General features: G+C 48.3%; 24 protein-coding genes. 14 read left to right on the plus strand and 10 right to left on the minus strand.

What is annotated here, in order from left to right; genetic code table 11:
• Nucleotides 1-4: 4 nt before the first annotated feature.
• The 4 genes from PJI16_05185 to PJI16_05200 all read right to left on the minus strand — a co-directional run bounded on the left by PJI16_05185 (nucleotide 5) and on the right by PJI16_05200 (nucleotide 4,192).
• On the minus strand, nucleotides 5-1,132 hold the full coding sequence (locus PJI16_05185) for a HEAT repeat domain-containing protein (protein ID MDT3776950.1): 1,128 nt from the start codon (nucleotides 1,130-1,132) through the stop codon (nucleotides 5-7).
• Between the two features lie 112 nt (nucleotides 1,133-1,244).
• Nucleotides 1,245-1,610, minus strand: a complete 366-nt coding sequence (locus tag PJI16_05190; protein ID MDT3776951.1) for a hypothetical protein — start codon at nucleotides 1,608-1,610, stop codon at nucleotides 1,245-1,247.
• A gap of 531 nt (nucleotides 1,611-2,141) precedes the next feature.
• Nucleotides 2,142-2,591, minus strand: a complete 450-nt coding sequence (locus tag PJI16_05195) for a hypothetical protein (protein MDT3776952.1) — start codon at nucleotides 2,589-2,591, stop codon at nucleotides 2,142-2,144.
• Between the two features lie 122 nt (nucleotides 2,592-2,713).
• A complete protein-coding gene (locus PJI16_05200) occupies nucleotides 2,714-4,192 on the minus strand; it encodes a BCCT family transporter (GenBank protein MDT3776953.1) in 1,479 nt (492 codons plus the stop codon).
• Nucleotides 4,193-4,674: 482 nt separating this feature from the next.
• Here PJI16_05200 and PJI16_05205 point away from each other — a divergent pair, with 482 nt between their 5' ends.
• Nucleotides 4,675-6,357: a methyltransferase domain-containing protein gene (locus tag PJI16_05205; protein ID MDT3776954.1), complete on the plus strand. Its 1,683-nt coding sequence runs from the start codon at nucleotides 4,675-4,677 to the stop codon at nucleotides 6,355-6,357.
• Between the two features lie 64 nt (nucleotides 6,358-6,421).
• Here the strand turns inward: PJI16_05205 and PJI16_05210 are convergent, their stop codons facing one another.
• From PJI16_05210 to PJI16_05220, 3 genes are read right to left on the minus strand one after another with little or no spacing between them, the layout of a single operon-like run.
• Nucleotides 6,422-7,810, minus strand: coding sequence for a HEAT repeat domain-containing protein (locus PJI16_05210; GenBank protein ID MDT3776955.1), 1,389 nt, complete (start codon nucleotides 7,808-7,810; stop codon nucleotides 6,422-6,424).
• A gap of 24 nt (nucleotides 7,811-7,834) precedes the next feature.
• Entirely contained in the window at nucleotides 7,835-8,308 is a 474-nt protein-coding gene (locus tag PJI16_05215) for a hypothetical protein (GenBank protein MDT3776956.1), read from the minus strand.
• Entirely contained in the window at nucleotides 8,298-9,341 is a 1,044-nt protein-coding gene (locus PJI16_05220) for an alkaline phosphatase (protein ID MDT3776957.1), read from the minus strand. Before PJI16_05220 ends, PJI16_05215 begins: the two co-directional genes overlap by 11 nt.
• A 262-nt stretch (nucleotides 9,342-9,603) precedes the next feature.
• Between PJI16_05220 and PJI16_05225 the strand changes: the two genes are divergently transcribed.
• The 8 genes from PJI16_05225 to PJI16_05260 all read left to right on the plus strand — a co-directional run bounded on the left by PJI16_05225 (nucleotide 9,604) and on the right by PJI16_05260 (nucleotide 20,582).
• The gene (locus PJI16_05225) at nucleotides 9,604-10,878 is read left to right on the plus strand and encodes a hypothetical protein (GenBank protein ID MDT3776958.1); all 1,275 of its coding nucleotides are present in this window, start codon (nucleotides 9,604-9,606) and stop codon (nucleotides 10,876-10,878) included.
• Nucleotides 10,879-11,139: 261 nt separating this feature from the next.
• Nucleotides 11,140-12,306, plus strand: a complete 1,167-nt coding sequence (locus PJI16_05230; GenBank protein MDT3776959.1) for an NAD(P) transhydrogenase subunit alpha — start codon at nucleotides 11,140-11,142, stop codon at nucleotides 12,304-12,306.
• A gap of 16 nt (nucleotides 12,307-12,322) precedes the next feature.
• Nucleotides 12,323-12,601 carry a proton-translocating transhydrogenase family protein gene (locus tag PJI16_05235; protein MDT3776960.1) on the plus strand — a complete coding sequence of 93 codons (279 nt, stop codon included), beginning with the start codon at nucleotides 12,323-12,325 and terminating at the stop codon, nucleotides 12,599-12,601.
• Nucleotides 12,602-12,607: 6 nt separating this feature from the next.
• Nucleotides 12,608-13,999: an NAD(P)(+) transhydrogenase (Re/Si-specific) subunit beta gene (locus tag PJI16_05240; GenBank protein MDT3776961.1), complete on the plus strand. Its 1,392-nt coding sequence runs from the start codon at nucleotides 12,608-12,610 to the stop codon at nucleotides 13,997-13,999.
• A 179-nt stretch (nucleotides 14,000-14,178) separates the two neighbouring features.
• Nucleotides 14,179-14,373 carry a 30S ribosomal protein S21 gene (rpsU, locus tag PJI16_05245; protein MDT3776962.1) on the plus strand — a complete coding sequence of 65 codons (195 nt, stop codon included), beginning with the start codon at nucleotides 14,179-14,181 and terminating at the stop codon, nucleotides 14,371-14,373.
• Between the two features lie 75 nt (nucleotides 14,374-14,448).
• Nucleotides 14,449-15,105: an endonuclease III gene (locus PJI16_05250; GenBank protein ID MDT3776963.1), complete on the plus strand. Its 657-nt coding sequence runs from the start codon at nucleotides 14,449-14,451 to the stop codon at nucleotides 15,103-15,105.
• A 658-nt stretch (nucleotides 15,106-15,763) separates the two neighbouring features.
• Nucleotides 15,764-19,201, plus strand: a complete 3,438-nt coding sequence (locus PJI16_05255) for a molybdopterin-dependent oxidoreductase (GenBank protein MDT3776964.1) — start codon at nucleotides 15,764-15,766, stop codon at nucleotides 19,199-19,201.
• Between the two features lie 91 nt (nucleotides 19,202-19,292).
• On the plus strand, nucleotides 19,293-20,582 hold the full coding sequence (locus PJI16_05260; GenBank protein ID MDT3776965.1) for a nitrate oxidoreductase subunit beta: 1,290 nt from the start codon (nucleotides 19,293-19,295) through the stop codon (nucleotides 20,580-20,582).
• Nucleotides 20,583-21,048: 466 nt separating this feature from the next.
• On the opposite strand, the gene PJI16_05265 is transcribed toward PJI16_05260, so the two are convergent.
• Together PJI16_05265 and PJI16_05270 are read right to left on the minus strand one after the other, a co-directional pair.
• Nucleotides 21,049-21,468, minus strand: a complete 420-nt coding sequence (locus tag PJI16_05265; GenBank protein MDT3776966.1) for an integrase core domain-containing protein — start codon at nucleotides 21,466-21,468, stop codon at nucleotides 21,049-21,051.
• Nucleotides 21,465-21,650: a hypothetical protein gene (locus tag PJI16_05270; protein ID MDT3776967.1), complete on the minus strand. Its 186-nt coding sequence runs from the start codon at nucleotides 21,648-21,650 to the stop codon at nucleotides 21,465-21,467. The genes PJI16_05265 and PJI16_05270 overlap by 4 nt, the downstream gene beginning before the upstream one ends.
• Before the next feature lie 514 nt (nucleotides 21,651-22,164).
• On the opposite strand from PJI16_05270, the gene PJI16_05275 reads away from it, so the two are divergent.
• Nucleotides 22,165-22,500, plus strand: coding sequence for a hypothetical protein (locus PJI16_05275; GenBank protein MDT3776968.1), 336 nt, complete (start codon nucleotides 22,165-22,167; stop codon nucleotides 22,498-22,500).
• Between the two features lie 125 nt (nucleotides 22,501-22,625).
• Nucleotides 22,626-22,994 (plus strand): hypothetical protein, encoded by a 369-nt coding sequence (locus PJI16_05280; GenBank protein MDT3776969.1) that lies wholly within the window; start codon nucleotides 22,626-22,628, stop codon nucleotides 22,992-22,994.
• A gap of 354 nt (nucleotides 22,995-23,348) precedes the next feature.
• Here the strand turns inward: PJI16_05280 and PJI16_05285 are convergent, their stop codons facing one another.
• Nucleotides 23,349-23,651, minus strand: a complete 303-nt coding sequence (locus tag PJI16_05285) for a Trm112 family protein (protein ID MDT3776970.1) — start codon at nucleotides 23,649-23,651, stop codon at nucleotides 23,349-23,351.
• Nucleotides 23,652-23,850: 199 nt separating this feature from the next.
• Between PJI16_05285 and PJI16_05290 the strand changes: the two genes are divergently transcribed.
• From PJI16_05290 to PJI16_05300, 3 genes are read left to right on the plus strand one after another with little or no spacing between them, the layout of a single operon-like run.
• The gene (locus PJI16_05290; GenBank protein MDT3776971.1) at nucleotides 23,851-24,489 is read left to right on the plus strand and encodes a DUF502 domain-containing protein; all 639 of its coding nucleotides are present in this window, start codon (nucleotides 23,851-23,853) and stop codon (nucleotides 24,487-24,489) included.
• A 52-nt stretch (nucleotides 24,490-24,541) separates the two neighbouring features.
• Entirely contained in the window at nucleotides 24,542-25,021 is a 480-nt protein-coding gene (locus PJI16_05295) for a GNAT family N-acetyltransferase (GenBank protein ID MDT3776972.1), read from the plus strand.
• 54 nt (nucleotides 25,022-25,075) lie between these two features.
• Nucleotides 25,076-26,362, plus strand: a complete 1,287-nt coding sequence (locus PJI16_05300; GenBank protein MDT3776973.1) for a P1 family peptidase — start codon at nucleotides 25,076-25,078, stop codon at nucleotides 26,360-26,362.
• The last annotated feature ends 5 nt before the right edge of the window (nucleotides 26,363-26,367 follow it).

Consider the following 26,367-nt stretch of genomic DNA (forward strand, 5'->3'; position numbering starts at 1 on the left):
TCGGTTAGATGCGTATCTGTCCCGGCCTCCAGCCGAGGTGAGAAAGGGATTCCAACACATGACGACGGAGATTGTCATTTTTAGTGGTTTTTAAGAGCTTTAACAACGGATTCACGGCTTTTTGGCCAAATTGCGTCAGGGCTTCGGCGGCTTCTGTCCGCAGGAGCGTACTTTGCAGGGCTTGTATAAGAGCGGGAATAGCCTGTGGGTCGCGTATCTTTCCCAAGGCCCTGATGGCAGCTTCCAGGGGAGGAAGATCTTCTTTATATTGCGGGTCGGTGCATCCTTCCATGCGATCTTCGTAGGTTTCCTTGGGTAGCGAATTGACCAACGCGATTAACATGGGAATGGCTTCGGTGGATCCGATTTGGCCAAGTGCTTCAATCGAGGGCAATTTCAGCGAAGGCGTGTCGAGGGCAAGGGACGAGAGTAAAAGAGGAATGGCTCGGGGATCGCCAATCTGGCCAAGTGCTCGCACGGCGTCCTGGCGCACGGCAGTATCGGAATCTTCGAGGACCAGAATCATCAAATGTCCTACCGCTTCCAGGGGCTTCAACAGGGCCAATGCTTCCACTGCACGCAACCGGATTTTCCAGTTTTCATCCTTTAATTTTTCCAATAATTTTGGAATGCTGGTGTTGCCGATGGCTTGAATGGCCCGCCCTGCTTCCTCTCGCACGGCTGGCACTTTATCCTGTAGGAGCAAAATCAACGTATCTATGGCTTGGGGGTTCTGGATGCGACTGAGGCCTTTGGCTGCCGACATTCGCACAATCCAGTTAGGACTTAATGCCGCGGACAACAAGGGATCTAAGACTTGTTCGTTAGCGATATCAGCCAGGATGCATGCAGCCGATTCCTGAACTTGAAGATTTGCATCCTGAAGGCAAAACCCTAACGAGAGAATGGCCGGTTCCCCAAGCGCTTTTAATGCTGAGGTTGCAGCTTCCCGTACGGCCCGATCTGAGTCACGAAGCGCCCGAATCAATGGTTGAACGCTACGGGGATCGCCAAGACGTCCGAGGGCTACCGCTGCGTCTTCACGCACCCCCCAATCCTCGTCGTCAAGCGCAGATATATGTTCAGCGACGGAGTCGACCATGTTTGTGCCAAGTGGTGGAATATAGACCACACCCCTTTCCCTACCATTAGGGAAAACCCGAAGGTCGACGTTACCACACGATTTTTTGAGGGGTCAATGAGGGAGAAGAGAGGTTGCCTGTGAAGGCGGTTGAATACCTACCCTATACCGACCGAAACACCGCTAAGAGGTCGCTCAACGCTAACATTTTTATTCTCAGAACGTCATGCTCGTGGTTCAGGTTGTCTTTAATGACCTGATCGGTTGGGGATTTCAAAAATTGTTCACACAGCGTGGTGATCCGTTGAAATTCTGTCTCCGCCTTATTTTTGACAACCCGGTTTGTCGCGAGAAGTTCCGTCACCTGGGTGTGAGTCTCGGCCAGGTGTTTTTGAAATTCTCCTTCCGGGAGTGAGCGCTTGGTGGCCTCATCCAGGCATCGATCGATGTATTGGGAGAGAAGGACATAAAATCTCACTAAGGTTTCGGTGGTGGTGATATGTGGGAGGGGCGTTTCAAGGTCAGTCATGATCGTTCCTTTCGGGTTCTGCCGTTTACTCGAGTCAAGTAGGAATCATTGACCTCCTTCAGGGAGGCCTTCTATCGCCATTCTGACAATAAAGATGAAATGGCGCAAGTCCGGAATGAGAAGTGCTTGGATCATTCAGAGTTCAAATTTCTGGCCTTCCAGATTTACGGTGTGGATCGGGATCCATCTCGAGAATTTCCTGTAAAAAGCGCTGGATCGAGAATGCATTTCATTTGTGTCCCCGACTTCCGTGTCACACGTGATTTTCTGTGTTGCCGTCTTTTGCCACGACAGTTGAGGGATTTGAGAAAGGAGATAGGTGAGGGTGATGATGACAAAGACTAGTGGAAAGGCAACCTGGTTGGCCTCAGACGGGCACGATAAAATGGCGTTCCTGACTCCCTTTGGAGTTTTCTGGGTGTGCGTCCTTTAATAGGGTGAAGCCCCCGCAATAAGTTGGGATTCACGATGATGGTTTACCATCAAGAAATATGCGGTTGGTCGAGCGCATTTCGACTGATCTTGCCGTGGTTATCCTTTCCCTACATCAATGAATATTTCTGCCTCGGTTATGGTGTTGCCTGAATAGCGGTTCGTCATGACTTTCAGACAGTCGTCCTCTAAAAACACATTAATGCCAAATGGCCGAAGGTTGCATTTCGTAATTTCGGCGTTTTCCCCGCTAATTTCTTTGACTTCCAGAACAATCTCGTCGGCAAAGGCGACTTCGATCTTCTTTCCCAAGGCAGTGACGGTTATCACATCAAGCAAAGATGAATTTTTACTCACGATTGGACGCCATTCCTTCCCCTGTTGATCGGCAGGAATGGTCACCCATATTTCAGGAGTTTCTCCTCTTCCAATTAAAACCGGAATAAATCCATTGACCGATACTAATGCCACACCATCGACCAGTTTATTCGTCGCAATCTCTAACTGCTTGTAAGGCGTAAATTCTGTTGGAAGTGAGTCTAACTTCATTGATTCCTCTCTAATATTTCTGTGACAGGTAAATTTTTGTAGGGTTGAAAGGACTAGCAGTAATAGCGATTTTTTTTGATCAAATCAACTATTGAGAGATTGTGTCCTTTGTCGCACCAGGCCTACCTGGTTTCCTCCTGAAAGGATTTGAGGAGAGAGATGATGAGGATGATGATGACGAAGACAAACGGAAAGGCAGCCAGGATGGCCCCGGTTTGCAGGCCTTTGAGTCCACCTGACCAAAGAAGGATGGCTGCCGACAGGGATTGAATGATGCCCCAGGTGAATTTGATCCGATTGGGGGGATTGAGGCTGCCATTCGTGGTTAAGGTTCCCAAGACGAAAGTAGCGGAATCCGCTGAGGTGATGAAAAAGGTGCCGATCAAGAAAATGGCGATGAGTGACATGACCGTACCCATTGGATATTCCTCCAATACCGTAAAGAGCAAAACCTCGATTCCCTGCTTTTCCATGACGGTTTTCAAGGGCACGTCCTGAAAGAGTTCTAATGCTATCCCGGTTCCTCCAAACACCGTAAACCAAAATGCGCAAAATATTGACGGAACAAGCAATACGCCCAACACAAATTGTCGCACCGTCCGGCCTTTGGAAATTCTGGCAATAAAGGTTCCCACAAAGGGCGCCCAGGCGATCCACCATGCCCAATAAAACAACGTCCAGTTGTGAATCCAGGTTGAATCTCGGAATGGTGCGAGGTTCAGGCTCATCGTCGGAAGGTTTTGGATGTAGTTTCCGAAGGTCGAGGGAAACACGGTCATGATGAAATGCGTTGGGCCGAGAAACAGCAAGAACGACAAGAGAGTCAGTGCCAGCACCATATTCAGATTACTAAGGTATTTGATGCCTCGTTGGAGTCCGGTTTGAGCGGAGAGCATAAAGAGCACGGTGACAGTGGCGATGACGGCCAATTGAGTGGTGAGGGTATTGGGCAGGGCAAACACATAGGATAATCCTCCGCTGATCTGTACAGCCCCAAATCCAAGGGAGGTTGCTACGCCAAAGACCGTGGCAAAAACAGCGACCACATCTACCGCCGTTCCCATCGGCCCGGTGGCATGTCTGCCTAAAACCGGCTGGCATCCTGCACTAAATAGCCCTGGAGTGCCTTTTCGAAACTGAAAGTAGGCGAGGGCCATGCCCACCATGGTGTAGATGCCCCAGGGGTGTAGGCCCCAGTGGAAAAAAGAATATTGCAGCGCCAGGCGTGCGGCTTGGGGTGTTCCTCCTTCGTCGATGGGGGGATCATGGAAATGGGATATGGGTTCCGCCACGCCCCAAAACACCAGACCGATGCCCATGCCTGCGCAAAACAGCATGGCGAACCAGGTGAGGAGAGGAAATTCAGGTTTGGCCCCATCGGGTCCAAGTGGAATATCACCCCATCTGGAAAAAATCAGACAGAACGCGCAAATAAGAAAACCGGTTGCTGCCAGGACATATAACCAGCCAAAGGAATCAAGAAGGGCCGTTTGGAAGGTCCCGGTGATTTTTGCTAAATGTTTCGGGGCTAAGGCACCCCAGAGCAAAAAGAGAAAGGCGAAGGCGCAGGAGATATTGAAAACAAGGGTGGTAGATTTCAGTGGGTTCATGGGGCGATAGAAATGAATGGGAAGGTTAGGCCTTACCATACTTGGCATTGTTGAACAAGGAAATCTTTGTTTATTGCCAAACCGAAAAGAATGGCAAGGAGTAGGCAAATTTTGTTTAGGTGGCGGAAAAGCAGCATTTTTTTCGTCCTAAAGTTTTAAGACTACCGACTGAATTTGGTACTTGGGAGTTGATGAAGGAATGAGAGCGTCATCAAAAAGGGGTTGCGAAGATGGGCCTAACGAGTTAGTGTGAGAATCTCACACACAACAGTGGGGCCTTTCTTACCCGCGTAGGAGAAGTGCGGAGCCCAATTTTATTTCTGGTCCGTAGGGACAGACTACTGTTTTGCCCTTGAGGGTTTTTTCACTTGAATACTGTAATGCAATGTTTAAATCGCAAGCCTTTACTTAACCTTGTACCCATCATTCTCAAGCAGTGGTGAGGGCTGTAGCCATCCAGGAGGTTTCCCCTAATGACTCAGAAAGCGACGATGCCAGTTAGTAAACAAAAATATGGGGATAATCCCATTGCTCAACGAAAAACGGATTTGTACAAACAGGAGTATGTTCATAGTTTTGTGCAAAAATGGGACGCCTTGATTGATTGGGATGCCCGGGCCTCGAGTGAAGGGGACTTTTTTATCAGAATTTTGAAGGAACGGGGCGTCAAACGCGTATTGGATGTCGCGACGGGAACGGGATTTCATTCTATTCGGCTCATGCGTGCCGGGTTCGAAGTGACGAGTGCGGACGGCAGTCCTGAAATGTTAGCACGGGCATTTGAAAATGCCAGACGAGCTGGGTTTATTATGCGAACGGTTCATGCTGATTGGCGCTGGTTGAGCCGGGATATACACAATAAATACGATGCGGTGATTTGCCTGGGGAACTCTCTGACTCATCTCTTTTCCGAGCAGGATCGGCGAAAAGCCTTGGCCGAATTTTACACCGCGCTGAAGCACGATGGGGTGTTGATTCTGGACCAAAGAAATTATGATGGAATTTTAGATAATGGGTTTACCTCGAAGCATGTGTATTACTATTGCGGAGACAATGTGAGTGCGGAGCCGGAACATGTTGATGAAGGGCTTGCCAGATTCAAATATACTTTTCCCGATGGCGAAGCGTTTCATTTGAATATGTTTCCGCTGCGGAAAGAATATACACGTCGGCTCATGAATGAGGTTGGCTTTCAGCAAGTAAAAACCTATGCGGATTTTCAAGAAACGCATAAAGTTGAGGACCCCGATTTTTATGTTCATGTAGCTGAGAAACGCTATAAAAATGAGGAACGCCCCCCCACGATCATGGGCAAGATTGGCAATCTGAATTATTCTCCCACCGTGGATACTGCTCGGGCCTATTACAACAGTTCGGATGCTGACCGGTTTTATGCCACAATCTGGGGCGGCGAAGATATTCACATTGGATTGTACGCATCCGACAACGACTCGATTTTTGATGCCAGCCGACGAACCGTGGAGAAAATGGCGGCTTCTGTCAAAGGACTTGATTCAACGACACGGGTATTGGATATTGGGTCAGGGTACGGAGGTTCCGCCCGTCATCTTGTGAGACGATATGGATGTCAGGTTGGATGCCTGAATTTGAGTGAAGTCCAAAATAAGCGGAATAGAGAACTCAATCAGAAGGAGAATATCAGTCTAGCCATTAATGTCATTGACGGGAATTTTGAGTCGATTCCCATGCCGGATGGGAGCGTGGATCTGGTGTGGTCGCAAGATGCCATTTTACATAGCGGAGATCGGGAGAAAGTTTTCCAGGAAGTCCACCGGGTGTTGGCTAAGGGCGGACAATTTATTTTTACCGATCCGATGAAGAGTGCAACCTGTTCTCCCGATGTGCTTCAACCTATTTTAGATCGTATTCATTTGGATTCACTGGGATCGATTGAATACTATCGGAAGTTGGCTGCCAAAATTGGATTCAAAGAGGTTGGAGTTGAGGATCTTTCCGCGAACCTTGCTTCACATTACGAGCGAGTGCTTCAGGAACTTACCACCCAACATCATATGCTTATTCGGGTTTGTACGGAGGATTATCTGGCTAATATGAAGGTGGGTCTCCAGCATTGGGTAGAGGCTGGGAAAAGTGGCCACCTCAGCTGGGGAATTTTGCATTTCCGGCGAGACTAATTGAGGAAGGGGCATCCGTCAGGAGCGGAGCCCCGTCACATTCCGACACGGGAATTGGAGTATATTACCGTTCGATTTTAGGTGGTTTGGCCGGCATGGCAAAGTCCCCGCTCTTGCCAAAGCGGCCCTCTCCTCCCTCACCTAACACATTGGAAGTATCGGTATATTCAATCTCTCTGGTCTCTTTGCTGATGCCTTCTGATGGTTTCCACCCGAGTTTATCCAGGGTATCTAGGATCGTTTTCTTGAGAGCACCTCCTGCTGTCATTCGAGAAGTAGCAAAGGCCAAAACCCTTTCGCTTTCTTGCTGGACCTTCGATAAATCCGGGTCATGGAAGAACCATACCAGGGGCTCAATGGCCGCATCTCCAATCAAGACCAAGGAATTGGCGGCATAATCACGAAGGACTAGGTCTTTGAGTAACAGCACTAAATCCGGAATGACTTTGGGATGTCGGAAATGGCCAAGGGCTGTGGCAGCCGCTTCTTTAATTAAGAGGTCTTCGCTGATAATACAGCCAGGGGTTGGCTTCCCCTCCTGATGTATCCCTTTACCTTTTAAGGCGTCCAGGACGGGAGGGTAGGCGCGAGGATCACCGATCATGCCTAGGGAAGCGATTGCATGCCGTTTTACTGTCCCATCTTTCATGGCTTCTATGAGGGCATCCACCGCACGTGCATCTCCAATATTGCCCAAAGCAATTGTGGCATCTTCGCGAACGGCTCGGTCAGGGTCCTTGACCATATCGATCAAGGCATCGACGACACGTGGTTCACGTACCCACACCCGTCCCATTTGGTAATCCGTGGTCATGCCTCCTAGCGCGCGAACGGCGTGACAGCGCACAACGAAATGGGGGTCTTTGAGGGATTCCAGAAGCGCATCGACTGATTCTTTTCCAACGTACATCAATGCGGTTCCGGCGGTTTCCCGCACGATTTTGGATGTATCTTTAAATAATTTAATCAGAGTTGGTATGGCTTTGGGGTCTCCAATTTTTCCTAATGCTTCGGCTGCAGCACTCTTGACTGCACCATCTCGGTCACGACACACCAGGCTCAAGCCTTGGACGGCCTGAGGGTCACGCAATTCGCCTAACGTTTTCGCGGCTTGTTCGCGCACCCGCCATCGTTTGTCTTTTAAGCAAGTCAGTAATTGCGGAATGACGCTTTTTCCCATGGAGGCCATGGCATTTACTGCTTCAGCTTGTACTTCCATCATATTGTCATTGAAAAGTGTAATGAGACCTTCAACGGCTTTTTCTCCGCCGATTTTTGCCAAAGCCCACCCGACATGAGATCGAACCGACCAATAGTCATCTTCGAGGGCGGTCAGAAGGGGTTCTAGCGTCTTCGGGTCACCCTTTTCCGCAAGGGCCTTGGCCGCTTCCTCTCGGGTGGCATCATCGGCATCTTCCAGGGCATCAATCCAGTCTTGCACAGAATTCGACATTTTTTTCCTTCTTATCCCTTCCGATTATTTCGGGTAGTCCGGTTCTTGGGGATAGGGTTGCGTATGGCTACAACGAATTGTCAGGACTTGTGTTCCTCGTCCGTCTACACATTGATCAAGTGTTGGAGAGAATTCCAAGGTCCCGGATAAGGTGACCTTGAATAAGAAATCAAACGTAAAAGTCCCAAAGCGATATTCTCCAGGCTTGAGGTTCAGTGTTCTGGTCTCGGATGTTTTGTAGGCGTCACTACTAATGGGATCTTTTGTCCAAATCAACGGCGTCATGCCGGGTACGTGCCACCATGTCGGAGGGGCGAGGGCGCTCGGATTCACGGTAATTGGAAATTGTCGCAACAAAGGGTTGTTAGAGTCTGCGGTGTGCCCGAGCTGAATAAGCAGTGGAGAAATTCCCATGAGCAACAGGCAGAAAACGATATGTGTGAATTGACGCGGAAAATGTATTCGAATCATGGTTTTATTGTTTGTTTTATGGTTCATTGCCGGTGGTCCGTCGTTCTGGAACGGTTTGGAAAATTTCACCAATAGCGTGGCTGTCCCATTCTGTATACGTTTCAAGCCCGAGGGCATACATGATGGTTGCTCCCGTATCTAACAAAGAGACTGATTGGGTGATGGGGTGATTTTTCTTAATATTCGCGCCCCAGGCAATCCATGGGACGGTGGCATCTAACTCAGGGGAAGTAGGACTGGTAGAGACTGGTTTCACGCCTCCTCCTGGGGAGGAAAGGGGTCCGCTATTCAAGCCAGTAACAATCACCATGGTTTTGTCCAATACCCCAAGTTCTTTATACGTTTGGATGATTTGTTCCACAGTAGTATCGATTGCCTTTAGGGCATCGGAGTATTTTTCGGAATCCCACCCGTATTTTTGTCCGACCTTCACCGCCGTAGGCAGGTGGACTAATAAGAGGTTTGGTACTCCAAAAAGTCGGAAGCCATAGCCTTTCTCACTGGTGACTTTTTTTAAAAAGTCTTTGATGTATGCCGACGCTCTTTCAGGCGTGCATTGGGGTTTGGTGTAGCCACAGACTTGGGAATCGACGTAAATTTCAGGTCGAATCAATTGATAGAGGCGTTCATCCATAAGAAAGACGCCTGTGTCTTTTCCGCCAGCCAGATCCATGTAATCAAAGACTGTGGGTGAACGCATAAATGAACGTGCAAAATCGTATGTTTCCCATTCGGCGGTCACCCGATGCTTCTCGACTTGAAGTCCGGTGAGCAGAGAGGCCATCGCCGGAACAGTGAGAGGTGGAGCAATGGAGTGAGCGGCCCAGGTCACCACTCCCTCCTTAGCTAAACGAGCCAGGTTTGGGGTCGCACCGCTTTGGATGGATGATGATTTGATCCCTTCCAATACAACCAGAATAATGTGTTCGGCTTGTGTGGCAGAAGCAATCGAAGCTGTTCCTCCGATTAGCGGAAGCCAGACCAAACTCCATGCGAAGAAAAAACACCGCATGCGTTTACCACGACGATGTTGGGGGGTAGGTATTTGGGAAGTGCTCATAATTTCTGCCCTGCTCCAGGAAAAGAAAATATAGATGAAATTGGGAATGAACCTTACATTCTCTGAGTAGGAAACTTCTCCTCCACTGTCAGATGAGTGGTTGGATTTGAACTTATCATGCAGATTTTCAGGCGGTCAACCAACTGAGAAGCCCAGGCGTTTCTTTCCATAATAAAGGACCCCAAAAATTTTCAAGCTTCTCTTGCCCTCGGTCTGGGGTATCCATTATGAATGGGGGTATTCACAGTAGGGATGGTTCGCGATGCCTCACGAAAATAATTTCCAACATGCCAATTATTCAAAGTCGGACCCTGGTGCACGGGTGGGCTATCGAACCTTTCAGCCTGGAGCGGCTCCGGATTCTCCTGAGTGGGGCCAAGCCATGGCTGGCGTTGGCGAACACATGGCCCAATCCCGAGTGAAGGGGGTACTCTTTCTCCAGGGTCTTCCCTTTATGGATCTCTTTGGAGCTGCCAGGTTAGATGAGGTTGGAGGTTTAAAACGAGGGTATTCACGGGGAATATCTGGTTTAGAATCATTGCTGGCTCTTCTTCGCCCTGCCACAAATGGTATTTGTTTCCCAGGAGATTCCCTCCACCCCCCTGTGTCAGATGATGAAGCAACGCACAAAAGGTTGGACCTGCTCGCTCAGGAAATAGGGAATTTTTCTTCGTCGTATGTAAGGAATATTGAACTCGCCCTGACTCCGGCGAGCGAGAAATCTATTCCTTGTAATCGCTACATTTGGTCCTCGGTAAATCATCATGTTGGCCGAGTCGAAGCCGCCATTCACCTCTTAATGTATCTTCAAAAATGGGGCTCTAGTCTTGACTTAACAAAAGATGATCGGGTTCTTCTCGTCGGTCATGGTCATGCTGGGCAGGTCCTGGCTTTATTGTCGAATATTCTCACCAAAGGGGAATCAGAGGCGAGGGCGCGCGTTTTCGAGATTTTGGCCAAATACTGGCAGTCGTGCCCTTCAGCGGATCGGTCCGTAGCCCAACTCGAATGTATGTATGGTCTTGTAATGGATCAAGTGGCGTTAAATGGAGCAGCGGTCGATGTTGTCACGCTAGGGACACCGATTCGCTATGGTTGGGATATCGATGGGGTTGGTCATCTACTTCATTTTGTGAATCATCGTGAAATTCGAACGGATGGCAAGCGTTGGTTGGCTAAAATGGAATTACCTCAAATTGCGTGGGAAGTGCCCTATCAAACTGGAGGTGATTATGTACAGCAATTGGCTGTAGCTGGAACTGACATGGTTCCGAATAACCCTGAGGCCGAGCAGGCCAATGTTGATTTCCGGGAAATTTTTGAACCCTATGACGGCTTTGAACGGTGGCTGGAATGTACCAGGCGTGCCACACGATGTGCTAATGACGGACAATGTTTGTTGGTGGAATATGGGGTGCAAGCGGAGGAGTCTCCTCGACAACATTTATTCGGCCATGCATGCTATACCCATAGCCGTGCCATGCTATTTCTGGCGACTGAGATCGCGCAGGCATTCTATTCAAAGAAAAGTAGTTGAGTGAAAAGTTTCTTTTGGTCGCGGAACCCGTGGCTACCTCTCCTGTGATTTCTCTGTTGATTGGCTATGAGGCGTGTTGCCTCGGTCTTGCCTAACACGATGGGCCGTTAGTCTCATTCACCTTATAGATCCAAAGACACATTGATTCTCTTTGAATCCCTATGATATCAACACAGGGTTTGTTAAGGAGCATTAAAATTCCCGGCAGATTTAATAAATTTGTAAAATTTCTATAACCCTTATTTTTAGAGATATGCCCCTATGATTGTTGGCGTCCTGAAAGAAACGTATCCTGGTGAACACCGTGTTGCTCTAGTTCCAGCCGTGCTTCCCTCACTGAAAAAAGGGGGAATGGATGTCATTGTGGAATCCGAGGCAGGTGAGCAAGCCGGTTACCCTGATTCCACCTATATCGAAAAAGGGGCAACTATAGCCTCCTCTCGCGCACAAGTGCTTGAAAAGGCTGATTGCGTGGTTCAGGTGCGTTTGCTGGGGGCTAACCCTACCGAAGGCCAATCAGACTTAGCCGGCTTTCGCAAAGGACAGATGCTAATTGGAATGGCCGAAGCCTTGACCGTCCCCCAATCGGTTCAAGACCTTGCCTCTCGTGAGGTCACGGCCTTTGCATTAGAATTGATGCCTCGCATTACCCGTGCCCAAAGCATGGACATCCTTTCCTCCATGGGCACAGTCGCTGGTTATAAAGCGGTACTGATTGCCGCCAGTTCTCTGCCCAAAATGTTTCCAATGCTCATGACCGCAGCCGGAACGGTCACCCCTGCGAAGGTCTTGATCATTGGCGCTGGGGTTGCAGGATTGCAAGCCATTTCTGTGGCCAAGCGATTAGGGGCTGCTGTTGAGGCGTATGATATTCGGCCTGCCGTCAAGGAACAGATTTTAAGTTTAGGTGCCAAGTTTGTTGAGTTGCCATTGGAAACGGGCGCGGCGGAAGATAAAGGGGGGTATGCCAAAGCCCAAGATGAAACCTTTTACAAAAAGCAACGAGAGTTATTAGGAAAAGTCATTGCCGCCAGTGATGTAGTGATCTCCACGGCAGCCGTGCCTGGGAAAAAAGCACCGATTCTTATTACGACGGATATGGTTGGGGCTATGGCTCCAGGGTCAGTGATTGTTGATTTGGCTGCAGAGCGAGGCGGGAACTGCGAGCTGACCAAGCCTGGCCATACTATTGTAGTGGATGGTGTGACTATTCATGGTCCTGAAAACTTGTCCTCAACCGTTCCGTATCATGCTAGTCAAATGTATGCCAAAAATGTGGCGACCTTTCTCCTCCATTTAGTGAAAAAAGGGGAGATTCAACTTGATATGAACGACGAAATTACAAAAGAAACCATGATGACGCGAAATGGGGAAGTTGTTCAGCCGCGCATTCGAGAGTTATTGGGGCTTCCAGCTCAATCGGCGTAAGAACGAGGGAATTGCTATGGAAATGTTTCTCATGTCGTTTACAGTATTTGTTCTCGCGATCTTCGTGGGCTTCGAGGTCATCACGAAGATCCCACCCACTCTTCACACTCCTTTAATGTCAGGTTCTAATGCCATCTCAGGTATCACCTTAGTGGGAGCCATTGTTTCTACAGGAACCGAACTGTGGGTTACTACAGTTTTGGGTTTTCTGTCTGTGGTCTTGGCGAGCATCAATGTGATTGGTGGGTTTATGGTGACGAACCGAATGTTGGCCATGTTCAAAAAGAAGAATTAAAACTATATGTACGATTTTATTATAAATTTTTCTTACCTCGTTGCGTCCGTCCTGTTTATTTTTGGTTTGAAAGGGCTTACCCATCCTCGAACGGCAGTTCGCGGGAATCTTCTGGGTGCCTGTGGAATGCTGCTGGCCGTGATAGTGACCCTTACTGATCGACACATTGTCAGTTATGAGTACATTATTTTGGGAATGGTAGTGGGTGGCGCTATTGGAGCGGTGTTAGCGCTGCGCATAGAGATGACCTCCATGCCCGAGATGGTCGCCCTTTTAAATGGGTTTGGTGGCGCTGCCTCGATTTTTGTGGCTGGGGCCGCATTGATTGAAGGTTCTTCCTTAACAGATTCACCCATTCTTCAATTAACCATTGCCACAGCTGCATCAGGTTTAATCGGGGCCGTGACGTTTTGGGGTAGTTTGGTAGCCTTTGGAAAGCTGAAGGGACTGATCTCCGAAAACGCGGTATTGTTTTCCGGTCAACAGGTTATTAATTCAATATTGGCTGTATTGGTGCTGGGATTAAGTATCGGGGTGGTCCTAAATCCTGAAAGCTTCTCGCTGTACTGGATGTTGGTTGGGGTGGCATCTATTCTAGGAATTTTGCTTGTGCTTCCTATTGGTGGTGCGGATATGCCTGTGGTGGTCGCATTATTGAATTCCTATTCGGGTTTAGCTGCCGCCGCAACAGGTTTTGTGCTTTCCAATAATGTCCTCATTATTACCGGTTCATTAGTCGGTGCGTCCGGGATCATCCTGACCCATATTATGTGCAAGGCCATGAACCGCTCGTTGACCAATGTTTTGTTTGGGGTCATGGGGCCTTCGGGCGAGGGCGGCCAAACTGCAGATGAAGTGTATGGCGGAAAAGTTAAGTCGGCATCTCCTGAGGAAGTTGCCTTGTTGTTTGATGCGGCGCGGCGAGTGGCCATTATTCCAGGTTACGGAATGGCTGTATCTCAAGCACAGCATCCGGTGGCAAGCCTTGCTGCGCTCCTTGAGAGCCGCGGAACAACCGTGGAATATGGCATTCACCCTGTGGCGGGAAGAATGCCAGGTCATATGAATGTGCTGATGGCAGAAGCCGATGTTCCTTATGATTCCCTAAAGGATATGGATGACATCAACCAAACCATCGATCAGGTTGATGTAGTCCTGGTTATTGGTGCCAACGATGTGGTGAACCCATTAGCCAGGACTGATCCAAGCAGTCCCATTGCGGGAATGCCTATCATTGATGTTGATAAGGCAAAGATTGTTGTGGTGATTAAGCGCAGCTTAAGCCCTGGTTTTGCTGGAATCCCTAATCCATTATTCGCCCTGGATAATTCTTTAATGTTATTTGGGGACGGCAAAAAAATGATATTGGATATTATTGCCGCCTTAAAAGACTCCTGAGTGCAGTCTTTTTAGGCAAAGCTATTGAAAACGCATAGTCTCTTGATTTTAAAATAAAATGTCTGAATATTCGAATTATTTTCGTCTTGCATAGGATTCCAACTCGTGATAAAGTGCCAGACTCGGTAGCAGGCCATTGAACTGTAAAATGTTGATTTAATCTTTAGGTTGAGGGAAACGTGGAAGTACGAGTTATCAATAACAACGTTGAAAAAGCATTGAAAGTTGCTAAGAAAAAGTTAGCGGCAGAGGGTTTATTTCGTGAATTGAAACGGCGCAGATTTTATGAAAAACCCAGCGTTAAGAAAAAGGGTAAAGAGCGTGAAGCTGCACGTCGTCGCCAAAAATGGCTTTCAAAGAATAGAATGTTTTAGCCTTCCAGTAACTATTTGCCTGCAACATCGCAATTTCTCCTCAATTTTTCTCTCCAAGTCTAATTTAAGGAAAATATGAATGAGGATGACAATGTTGTCTTCCTCAGTCTGGTTAAGAAGGCCATAAGGCCACTTCCTACCCCAATCCTTAGTCACCTTGCCGAACAAGGTAGTGACCCTTTTGAAATTTTGATTGCCTGTGTTTTGAGCTTGCGCACTCGTGATCAGGTGACCGCCGAGGCTAGCAAGAGGTTATTTGCTATTTCATCTGACCCATTTTCAATGGCTAAAATGCAGGTGAAAAAAATAGAAAATACCATTTTCCCGGTTGCGTTTTATCGCGTAAAAGCCAAGCAAATTAAGGACTTAAGCCAAAAGATTTGCAAGGATTTTCACGGGAAAACACCTGATACCATTGATGCCCTGTTATCATTGCCAGGAGTTGGTCGTAAAACGGCTAATCTGGTGGTTACTTTAGCCTATAAAATGCCAGGAATTTGTGTAGATACACATGTCCATCGGATTTGCAATCGATGGGGCTTTGTCTTTACCACTACCCCGGATGGAACAGAGCAAGCACTCCGTGGGAAGCTTCCTCGAAGGTGGTGGATTCCTCTCAATGGGATCTTGGTCCCATTCGGTCAAAACATATGCACACCAGTCTCGCCGCGGTGCAGTACTTGTAGTCTAAGCCATTATTGTCCAAAAATTGGTGTTTTATCCAGACGTTAAAATTGAGGAATATGCCGGCTGTGCGTTTTTTTATTTGATTCAAGTCCTTTATAAACGACTCTTCATCCGCCTAATTGTGTTGTGCGACGATTGATCATAATGGAAGCGATTCAAAATGTTGGGAATTTAGAAAATTTAACCAAAAGAATTGGAGCGGATTTGCGTTAGGGGTTCAATTGCCTATGCATTGGGATATTTTTGAATGTTGCTGGTTAAAATTGTTTGAAATAAATTAATGTTACCTTTTAATTATTTGTTACCAATTGGTATCTCTATTTAAGGCAATGTAATTTTTAAATAATTTTATATATAATTTTCAAGTGTTTATGATTTTTTGTAAGTAGGATTTTAAGAAAGGGAAATCATTTGAAGGAAATTGTGAATGTTACCATTTTGGATCAATTCATTTTACCCAAAAGTTAGTTTTTGTATTTTTTATAATTTAAACAAATACTTATGAAATTTTTATAATAATTAAAAAAGGTTCAAATCTTGCTTTTCCTGTTCTTAGTATATTTTTAACAAATCATAATTAAGGTTAAGTATTTTAATTGGGCAAATTTCATTCATGTAAAGGAGGTGATAAAGAGTTTTGAATTTGGATTGATGAATTAAATCATGGACTTAATGTCCTGCACTCACTTAGGAGGTGTAAGCAATGTTTCTTTCTAGACGGCAATTCTTGAAAGTTTCAGCGGGAACGGTAGCTGCAGTCGCACTGGCCGATAAGGCGCTGGCCTTAACGGCGTTACAGCCAGTCATCGAAGTCGGGAATCCTCTCGGCGAATATCCTGACCGTTCATGGGAGCGGGTCTACCACGATCAATATCGCTATGACAGTTCGTTTACCTGGTGTTGTTCTCCCAATGACACGCATGCCTGTCGAATCCGGGCGTTTGTCCGAAACGGGGTCGTCATGCGCGTGGAGCAAAATTACGATCACCAGACCTATGAAGATCTCTATGGTAATCGTGGGACGTTCGCGCATAACCCCCGCATGTGCCTGAAGGGGTTTACGATGCATCGGCGGGTGTACGGACCGTACCGGCTCAAGGGGCCCTTGATGCGTCGGGGGTGGAAGCAATGGATGGATGACGGGAGCCCGGAGTTCACGCCAGCCATTCAGACGAAATACAAATTTAATGCCCGTTATTTGGACGACATGTTGCGGGTGTCCTGGGATACGGCGTTTACCTATTTGGCGAAGGCCATGATCATCATCGCCAACCGGTATAGCGGTGAGGCTGGGGCTCGACGGTTGCGGGAGCAAGGCTATCCGCCCGAGATGCTGGAGATGATGAAAGGCTCAGGAGTTCGAAGCATGAAATTCCGGGCTGGCATGCCTGTTTTGGGAATCATTGGGAAAATGGGCATCACCCGGATGAATGGCGGCTGCGGCGCCTTATTGGATACCTACGTACGAAAAGTTACGCCTGAACATGCGCAAGGCGGACGCTACTGGAATAACTATACCTGGCACGGCGACCAGGATCCTTCCCAGCCCTGGTGGAATGGGACCCAGAATTGTGACGTGGATTTGAGCGACATGCGCTTCACGAAGTTTAATACCAGTTGGGGCAAGAACTTCGTCGAAAACAAGATGCCGGAAGCCCACTGGAAACTTGAATCCATTGAACGTGGTGCGCGTATTGCGGTCATTACCCCGGAATACAATCCGACGGCCTATCGAGCGGACTACTGGATTCCTGTGCGTCCAGAGTCTGATGCCTCTTTCTTTTTAGGGTCGTGTAAAATGCTTGTAGATGAGGGCTTGTTCGATGCGGATTTTTGTCGGTCCTACACCGATATGCCTCTCCTGGTCCGGACCGATACCCTGCAGTATTTAGATCCGCGTGATGTGATTAAAGATTATCAGTTCCCCGATTTTTCCAAATCCTATTCGGGCAAAGTGCAGACGCTGACACCGGCAGAAATCGCGCGGTTAGGTGGCCTCATGGTCTGGGATCTGAACAAGAATCAAGCGGTTCCCATTCATCGTGAATTGGTGGGGTGGCATTTCAAGAAGAGTGGCATTGACCCGGCCTTGACGGGGACGCACCGGGTGCGTTTGGTCAGTGGGCGGGAAGTGGACGTGATGCCGATTTTCCAAATGTATCAAGTCCATCTCCAAGACTATGATTTGGATACGGTGCATCAAATCTGTCGGTCTCCCAAAGATTTGATCGTGCGGTGGGCGCGTGATATCGGGACGGTCAAACCGGCTGCGATTCACAACGGGGAAGGCGTCTGTCATTATTTCCACATGACCCAAAATGGGCGGGCGGCGGCCTTGAACCTCATTTATACGGGGAATATTGGGAAATTCGGCAGCGGGTGTCATACCTGGTCCGGGAATTATAAGGCGGGAACCTGGGCGGCGACCCCGTGGGCAGGATCCGGTCTTGGAGTGCATACCGGAGAGGATCCGTTCAAGATTACGACGGACCCCAATGCCCATGGAAAGGAAATTCACGTAAGAAGTTACTATTATGGGGAGGAGCCCGGCTATTGGAACCACGGCGATACGGCGTTGATTGTGAATACGCCGAAGTATGGTCGTCGGGTGTTTACAGGCAAAACACACATGCCGACCCCGAGTAAATTCCGGTGGGTGGCCAATGTCAATATTCTCAATAATGCCAAGCACCATTATGACATGGTCAAGAATGTGGATCCGCATAATGAATGTCTGGTGAATCAAGAAGTCGAGATGACGTCGGATGTCAACCATTTCGACGTGTCATTTGCGGTGAATACGTGGATGGAGTTTACCTATCCGGAACATACGGCGACGGTGTCGAATCCCTGGTTCCAGGTGTGGAAAGGCGGCATCCGGCCGTTGTATGACACACGGAACGATTTGGATACGGTCGCGGGCGTCGCGGCTAAACTCACCGAAATGACGGGGGATGGGCGGTTCCGCGATTACTTTAAGTTTGTCTATGACAATCGCGTGGACGTGTATCTGCAACGGTTGTTGGATGCGGGCAACTGCTCCTATGGCTATAACGCGGATACGATGTTGAAGTCGGAAAAGGGCTGGATGGTCATGACCCGGACCTATCCTCGCGTCCCATTGTGGGAAGAAGTCAACGAATCGAAACCGCAGTGGACGCGTAGCGGACGCCTGGAAACCTACCGGGTGGAGCCGGAAGCCATTGAATATGGGGAAAACTTCATTGTCCATCGGGAAGGCCCGGAGGCAACCCCGTATTTGCCGAATGCGATCATGTCCTCCAATCCGTATATCCGGCCGGATGACTATGGGGTGCCGATCACGGCGCAACATCATGACGACAAAACCATCCGCAACATCAAGTTGCCCTGGTCGGAAATTAAACGGTACGCCAATCCGCTTTGGGAGAAGGGGTATCAGTTCTATTGCGTCACTCCGAAGACCCGGCATCGGGTGCATAGCCAATGGTCGGTGAATGACTGGGTGCAGATGTATGAATCCAACTTTGGGGATGCCTATCGGATGGATAAGCGGACGCCAGGAGTTGGCGAGCATCAAATCCATATCAACCCGGCCGCGGCCAAAGATCGGGGGATCAACGATGGGGACTATGTCTACATCGACGGCAACCCGGTGGACCGGCCGTATCGGGGCTGGAAGCCCAGTGACCCGTATTACAAGGTGGCGCGGTTAATGATCCGGGCGAAGTACAACCCGGCGTTCCCGTACCATGTCACGATGGCCAAGCATGCGCCGTATGTGTCGACCGCGAAGTCGGTGAAAGGGCATGAAACCCGGCCGGATGGACGGGCGATTGCGCTGGACACGGGCTATCAATCGAACTTCCGGTATGGAGCGCAGCAGTCGTTTACCCGCAGTTGGCTGATGCCCATGCATCAAACCGACTCGTTGCCGGGCAAACATCCCGTGGGCTGGAAGTTTAAATGGGGCTTTGCGATTGACCATCATGCGGTCAATACGACGCCGAAGGAATGTCTGATCCGCATAACCAAGGCGGAAGACGGCGGTATCGGCGGGCGTGGACCGTGGGAGCCGGTTCGGACCGGGTTTACCCCAGGCCAGGAGAATGAGTTCATGATCAAATGGCTGAAGGGTGATCATATTAAGATTAAAGTGTAAGAACGTGTTCAGGGGAGCCTAAAGAAAGTAATTTCTTTGGGTTCCCCACTCGTTCACTTGATATTTCAAACAACAGAAACGGAGGACGACAATGCCTGAAGTGTATAACTGGCAGTTAGGACGAAAGATGCTGTATCCGTATGAGGAGCGGCATCCGAAATGGCAGTTTGCGTTTGTCTTTAACATCAACCGGTGTTTGGCATGTCAAACCTGCTCGATGGCGGACAAGTCGACGTGGCTGTTCAGCAAAGGGCAGGAATACATGTGGTGGAACAACGTGGAAACGAAGCCGTATGGGGGCTATCCACAATTTTACGACGTCAAGATTACGCAGCTCATCGAGCAAGTCAATCCGGGCGGCCAGGTGTGGAACGTGCGGGTGGGCCGCAAGCACCATGCACCGTACGGAGTGTTTGAAGGGATGACGATCTTTGATGCGGGGGCCAAGATCGGGCAGGCGGCCATTGGCTACATCCCGACCGACCAGGAATGGCGGTTTGTGAATATTTATGAAGACACGGCGACCTCGATGCGGGCGATCGTGGAAGGAGTGGATAAGACGGGGTTCACGAAAGAAGAGCCGTGGAAAATGCAAGGCAGCAGCTTGCCGGAGCATGAAACGTATTTCTTCTATCTGCAACGCATCTGTAACCACTGTACGTATCCAGGCTGTCTGGCGGCGTGTCCGCGGAAGGCCATCTACAAGCGGCCGGAAGACGGGATTGTGTTGATCGACCAGAACCGGTGCCGGGGGTACAAGAAGTGTGTGGAACAATGCCCGTTTAAGAAGCCGATGTACCGGGGCACGACGCGGGTAAGTGAGAAGTGTATTGCGTGCTATCCGCGGGTCGAGGGCAAAGACCCCCTCACGGGGGGCGAGCCGATGGAAACCCGATGTATGGCGGCGTGCGTGGGTAAGATCCGGTTGCAAGGGCTGGTGAAGGTGGGCGATGACGGGTTATGGGCGGAAGATCGCTGGAATCCGTTGTACTATGCCATTCGGGTGGAACAAGTGGCGTTGCCGTTGTATCCGCAATGGGGCACGGAGCCCAATGGCTTCTACATTCCCCCACGCCAAGCCCCACGGGGCTACATCCGGCAGATGTTCGGGCCGGGAGTGGATAATGCGATAGAGAAGTATCTGGTGCCGAGCCGGGAATTGTTGGCGGTGCTGCAGTTGTGGCGGGCGAGCCAACAGATCATCTTCCGGTATGACGTGATTCCGGGACCGAAAGTGTTCGAAACCCAAATCCATGGGCGGAAGTTTGAGATGTACAACGACACGGTGTTGGGGTTCAACAAATCGGGCAAGGAAGCGGTGCGGCAGCAAGTGGAAGAGCCGATTTACATCCGCCCGGCGGAGCGGGTGAACTGGCTGTAAGCGGAAGCCCAGAGGGGAGACCGAAGAGCAGGGGGCGACAGATGTCGCCCCCTGCTTTTTTTATGGGGGAAACTGATCCCTTTAATTTTTGGAAGACTATGTAAGTTGCGGACTAACAGAAATGGTTTGAATTTTACATAGTTTCAGTCGAGATACCTGGTTTGGATTAAAGTGGGTTAAATTTTAGGTATGCATGAGGAATAAATTGAATATTATAATGTCAAGGATAAGGTTCGTACTTTAAAAACTACCAGGTTCGAAATTTTTTTCTTCCAAAGAGAATTACATTAAAAAAGGGAAATGCCAGTATATTCTGAAAGAATTAATTGATTCTGAATTCCCCATCAACCTTCTTCCTATTATTTATAATAAACTTGTATTAATAGTGCCGGGTTCAATGCTCGATTCCAATTGAAGGGTTTTATTTTTTAGCCGTAGGTTGAAAAGATGTAATGCTTCCGCGAAATCACGCCAACTGTAAGTCTTGTTGGTGCCGATATTCCTGAGGACTCAGGTACTGCAAAGCTTGATGAGGTCGCACCGGTTCCATCGCTATCCAGCAGTTGATCTTATGACGCGCTTCCTTAAATCTGCCAAAACGATGTTGCCAGCCGCCCTCTTCTTTGAGACTTTGAAAAAGCCGTTCAATGAGCCCATTCTGTTGCGGGGTGTATGGAGTAATAAACTCTTGAGCCAAGCCGGAGGCTCGACAGGCCTGTCGAAACCGCCAGATCTGAAAGATTAACCCTTTGGTCAGCCGATGCATCGCCGATCGGCTGACCTGGAGAAGACAACAGGCGGTTCGTTGCGAGATGTCCGGAATCGCGGCTCCCACGCGTCTGCCATCTCCCGCCCTAAAGGGTACGGTTGCAAGGTCTTCCGTCACACGTCATTCTCGAACACGAACTCCCCAATCTTATATTTCAGTGTTTTGATCTGCTCTTCTTTCAGCACCTCCTCGTCCTTGGGCCGACGCCGCAAGCCATTTTCTGCCGCACGAATAAACTGGTTTTGCCAGCCTTTTACGTCCCTGACCGTCAGGCCATGTGGCCGGGCGGCTTCCGCCACCGATTCTTCCCATTTCAGTACGAGTAAGACGAGAGCGGTTCGTCAATTTGCTGTTCAGCGTTCAATTGGTTCCTAGTGGCCCATGGCTTTCCTCCTTTAAGATCTGGGTGATGTCTTAAAGGTGGTCTCACTTTCAACGAGAGCAGTATAGAGATAAAGACTTTTGATCAGGATTTTCATGTAATTGTAGAATATTTTCCCATTTTTTATTCTGTTTTAATTGAAATTTTAAGGAAGTATAGAGGTCAGTCAGAGGAATGACATGAATATTTTTAATTTTTGGCTGTTTGGCGCCCATTTCCTAGAAATAGACTCGGACAGGATTTGGTGGTTAGAGTGGGTCAGGACGAATGTGCAAACATTTTTGACGTACAGGGAAATTTTGCAAATATTGTGGTAAGAAAGTTGGCAAAAAGGTTTTGATATACTGGGGACCCCTGATACAATTATATATTAACCACATGAAAATGTTGATTTCTTTGCCGTTCACTTCAGTGAAGGGTTCTTAAAAAACGTGACGAAACTTTCAAAAACCATAGAAGATCTCCCCTTTTCTGCCCAAGCTGTTTCTTTTGGTGAAATCATTAAAAATGGGGAAATTCCGAAACAATATTTGGACAGTGAGTATATTATGCATCAATTTGTGGAACGTCTGGTTCACTATGTCCTAAGTGTTCCGCAAGGCAAATTTTCAATGCCGGAATTGGGGAAACTTTTAGAGAAAATGGAGCCGACCCACCAGGTTTTCTTCTTTAAACGTCTCAAAGAAAATAGTCCCAACAGCCTGAAACAATTTGCTCCCTTATATTATGGGTTTATGGCCGAATTTCATCCTTTATTATTTACTTGAGAGATACCGGGAACAATAAAAAGTATCCTCATTGCACAATTAAAATGAAAAAATCCTAGAAGGATTATGAATAGCAGTATATAATCGAAGAGAAAGTACAACAATTTTTTTGTGAGGAACGGATAATGAATTCAATTTTACATCGTGCCGTGGCGAGTTTTTACAATCTCATTTATGAAGGGCAAGCATTTGCCTCAACCATGGCCCGAATCGATGCAGCTGAACAAGAAAGGTATTTTGGTCGGGTAGAAGGGCTCAATTGGGTCCTGGACCGATGTCAAGAATTAGAGGATGTGGATATGAATCTGACTACGGCCTCTCTTCAGAAGCTTTTAGGGGACGTCAAGTCAGATCTGGAACACGAACTCTCCATACAACGCAGGGAAAAGGGGCGCCGTGCTGATGGGAGAGAAGAAGCACTAATTTTTGTAACTGATTACCTGATCAGCTTGATCACTGCCACGGAAATCGAATCAACGAAAAGCCCTGTGTAATTGCCTACCTACCAGTTGGGCCATTAGTGGGATGGTCCAAACTGCTCTTTGTACTCGGAACTAGCATGGGGTTGTCCCGAAAAACAATGGTCCGTGAATGGATTATCTTAGCCCTATGTTTAGGGTTAGGAGCTCATGTGGCCTTGGGCTTTCTCTTGCATGGAGGACAGAATTGGCCGATTGAATCGTATGGATACTATGGGATTTTTTTTGGTGTGTTTATCTATGTTGTAGTCCAGATTGGTCGATCGCTATGGTGGGTTAGAAAAGGCGGTCGGAGCACTCAAGGTTCATAAAAAGTCCATTCCACAAAAACAGTTACGGCTTTTTTTCAGAATTTGTGGGGCCTTGGCCTTAGATGGATGAAAGATCAGATTTCTCTAAGATGATGCCTTCTTCAATAAGCATAATGGGAATTTGATCGCGGATAGGGTAGGCTACTGTTCTATCTGTTCGAAGGAGTCCTCCATCGATTTGTTCAGTGACGGGTCGCCCTCCCTTATTCTTTAATTCTCCTTTTGAAATCCGTTTATTCAGTCGTTCCACAATCGTTTGGTCCAATAGACACACCTCCTGCTTGGTCTCTGGACAACAGAGAATGGCCAATAGGTCGGCAGGAATCTCGCCTTTTCCTGTGGATGTGTTTTCAGGTCGCACTCTATGGCTCCTTTCAATACGTACCAATAAATTGACTCACTTTTTTCATTAGAACAGTAGCACCCACCTTCGTTTGTAGCAAGAAATCCTCAGGAAATTCGGAATTGTGAGCAATCCGCAGTCGCGCCGCTGGTGCTGCGGAGTGGGTAGGTTTTTGCTAGACTGCTCTCAATTTCAATGACCGCCCTATTTTCATTGTATGAATGGACTTTCTGACCATACCTTCAAGCGGTATTTCCTTACCGGCTTATTTCTAATTATTCCGGCATGGGGAACGTTATTAATCCTCTATACGCTACTCGAAGCCTTAGAACATATGACGGTAGACATTGTGTGGGCCTTATATGGAGTGAGGATTCCCGGGTCAGGTATTACCTTTTTTTGTCTTCTGGTCCTCTGGGTGGGCATGGGAACGACCCATTTACTTGGCCAGCGGATTCATCGAAAACTGGAAAATTCTTTAGAGCGGATTCCATTCGTGCGTAGTATTTACTATACCCTAAAAAGTATGGCGGATGTCATCAAGTTCCGTGATCGGTTTGGTCAAAGCAAAGTCGTCGCATTTCCGTTTCCTCGTGACGGGCTTTGGGCATTAGGTTTTGACATGGGATTACCCCCACATAAGCTGCAAGTTGCTCCCGAAGGACCTCTCATGATGGTCTTTGTTCCAACAGCAATCCATCCCTTTACCGGCTATCTGGCCTTTGTCCCAGAAGGAAGCGTAAATCGAATTCAGTTGCGCCCGGAAGAGGCAATGAAAATGGAGTTTTCTGCGGGACTCTATCGCCCCCAACCAGGATGGTTGTCAGCAGCAAACTTTGCGAAGAAGGACACTTAACCTGTCAACAGATGTGAATAAACCATCCCCAGTCTTTATCAGGCGAGCAACGATGTCTGACCTGAATACTATTGTAAATTTCAATATGGCTTTAGCCAAAGAAACTGAAAATCGAACGTTGGATGTACAGGTTCTTGAGTCTGGTGTAAAGGCACTTCTTAAAGATGCTGGTAAGGGATGGTATGCGGTTGCAGAAAAGTCTTTTCAAAGTGGCCGACTCATTGTAGTTGGACAGATATTGATTACCTTTGAGTGGAGCGATTGGCGAAACGGGAATTTTTTGTGGCTTCAAAGTGTGTATGTGCATCCAGACCAGCGCCAACAGCATATTTTTCGGCAACTTTATGAATACGTGGAAGGCCAAGCCCATTTGAACCGTGAGCCCATTTGCGGATATCGTCTTTATGTGGAAGAGAAAAATATTCAAGCCCACCAAACCTATGCCAAACTTGGATTTCAAGAAACTGCCTACCATATGTATGAGAAAGAATTTTCCTGGACGTCTCCGTCATTTCCTCAATCAATCGTGTAAATGCATTTTCATTGTTATGGGCAACTGGGCTTGAGAACAGGTAGGACTGGCAATATGCGTTTGTTCAGATGGCGTCAGGGCGTAAAGACCTGCCTTTTTTGCATAGTAGGGCTGAGCTGGGCATGGTTCCCCCCTGCGGTATTGGCCAACCCTTCGGCCGCCCTGATGGAGTTAGAACCCCGTCCACATGTGAGAGATCTTGGGATTACCATCGGCCGGTATTCTCCTGGCGAAATGAATGCCATCACGGATGTCCAAGGGGTCAAGGTGGGGCATGTCACCATCTATGAAGGCAATGGAGCCTTGCAGGTAGGTCAAGGCCCTGTTCGGACTGGTGTGACTGTTATTATCCCGCGTGAAGATGTCTGGCATCACAAAGTTCCAGCTGGAGCGTTTGTGTTAAATGGGACAGGGGAAATGACGGGGTTAGCATGGGTGACGGAATCAGGGTTTTTGGAATATCCCATTGCATTAACGAATACGTTGAATGTCCCTCGTGTGGCAGATGGTGTCATGAGCTGGATGATGCAACGTTATCCCGGTATTGGGATATCCGATGATACCCTCACTCCTGTTGTGGCTGAATGCGACGATAGTCGACTGAATGATAGCCAGGGAAGGCATGTGTCTTCGGAAGATGTGGTACGCGCCCTGGAGACTGCCTCGATAGGTCCTGTTCCAGAGGGGTCGGTCGGGGCAGGGACGGGAATGGTGTCCTATCAATTTAAAGGAGGGATTGGTACCGCCTCCCGAATACTTCCTTCCGAAGAAGGAGGATATCGTGTCGGGGTGTTGGTGAATGCCAACCATGGTCGTCGGCATGAATTCATGATCTCGGGAGTACCTGTGGGCCAAGTCTATGATACGGACCTGGCAACCGTTTCCCAACAAAACTCGCAAGAATCGACCATGGCGACTCCTGGCGAAATCCCAGCAGATTTCCCGCAAAAACGACAGGACAGCGGATCCATCATAATTATCATTGCGACGGATGCTCCCCTCGATGCACGTCAACTGTCCAGGCTCTCGCGCCGGGCTACCATAGGATTGGCACGAACCGGGTCAATCTCCCATCATGGCAGTGGAGATTTTGTTTTGGCGTTTTCCACCGGTAATGTCATTCCTCATTATCCGGAAGAACGGACATTTTTTATGGCCCATCTTGCTGATACGCATATAAACCCCTTGTTTCAAGCCACCGTGGAGGCCACGGAGGAAGCCATTCTCAATGCCTTATTGCAAGCCACAACGGTTACCGGGAGAGATGGACGACGTTTTGAGGCGATCTCGATTGACCGACTCCGTTCGATTTTAAATGTTTATCGCCCCCCAACTCGGTAAGCGAC

The sequence above is a fragment of the Nitrospira sp. MA-1 genome (assembly GCA_032139905.1).
Lineage (GTDB): Bacteria > Nitrospirota > Nitrospiria > Nitrospirales > UBA8639 > Nitrospira_E.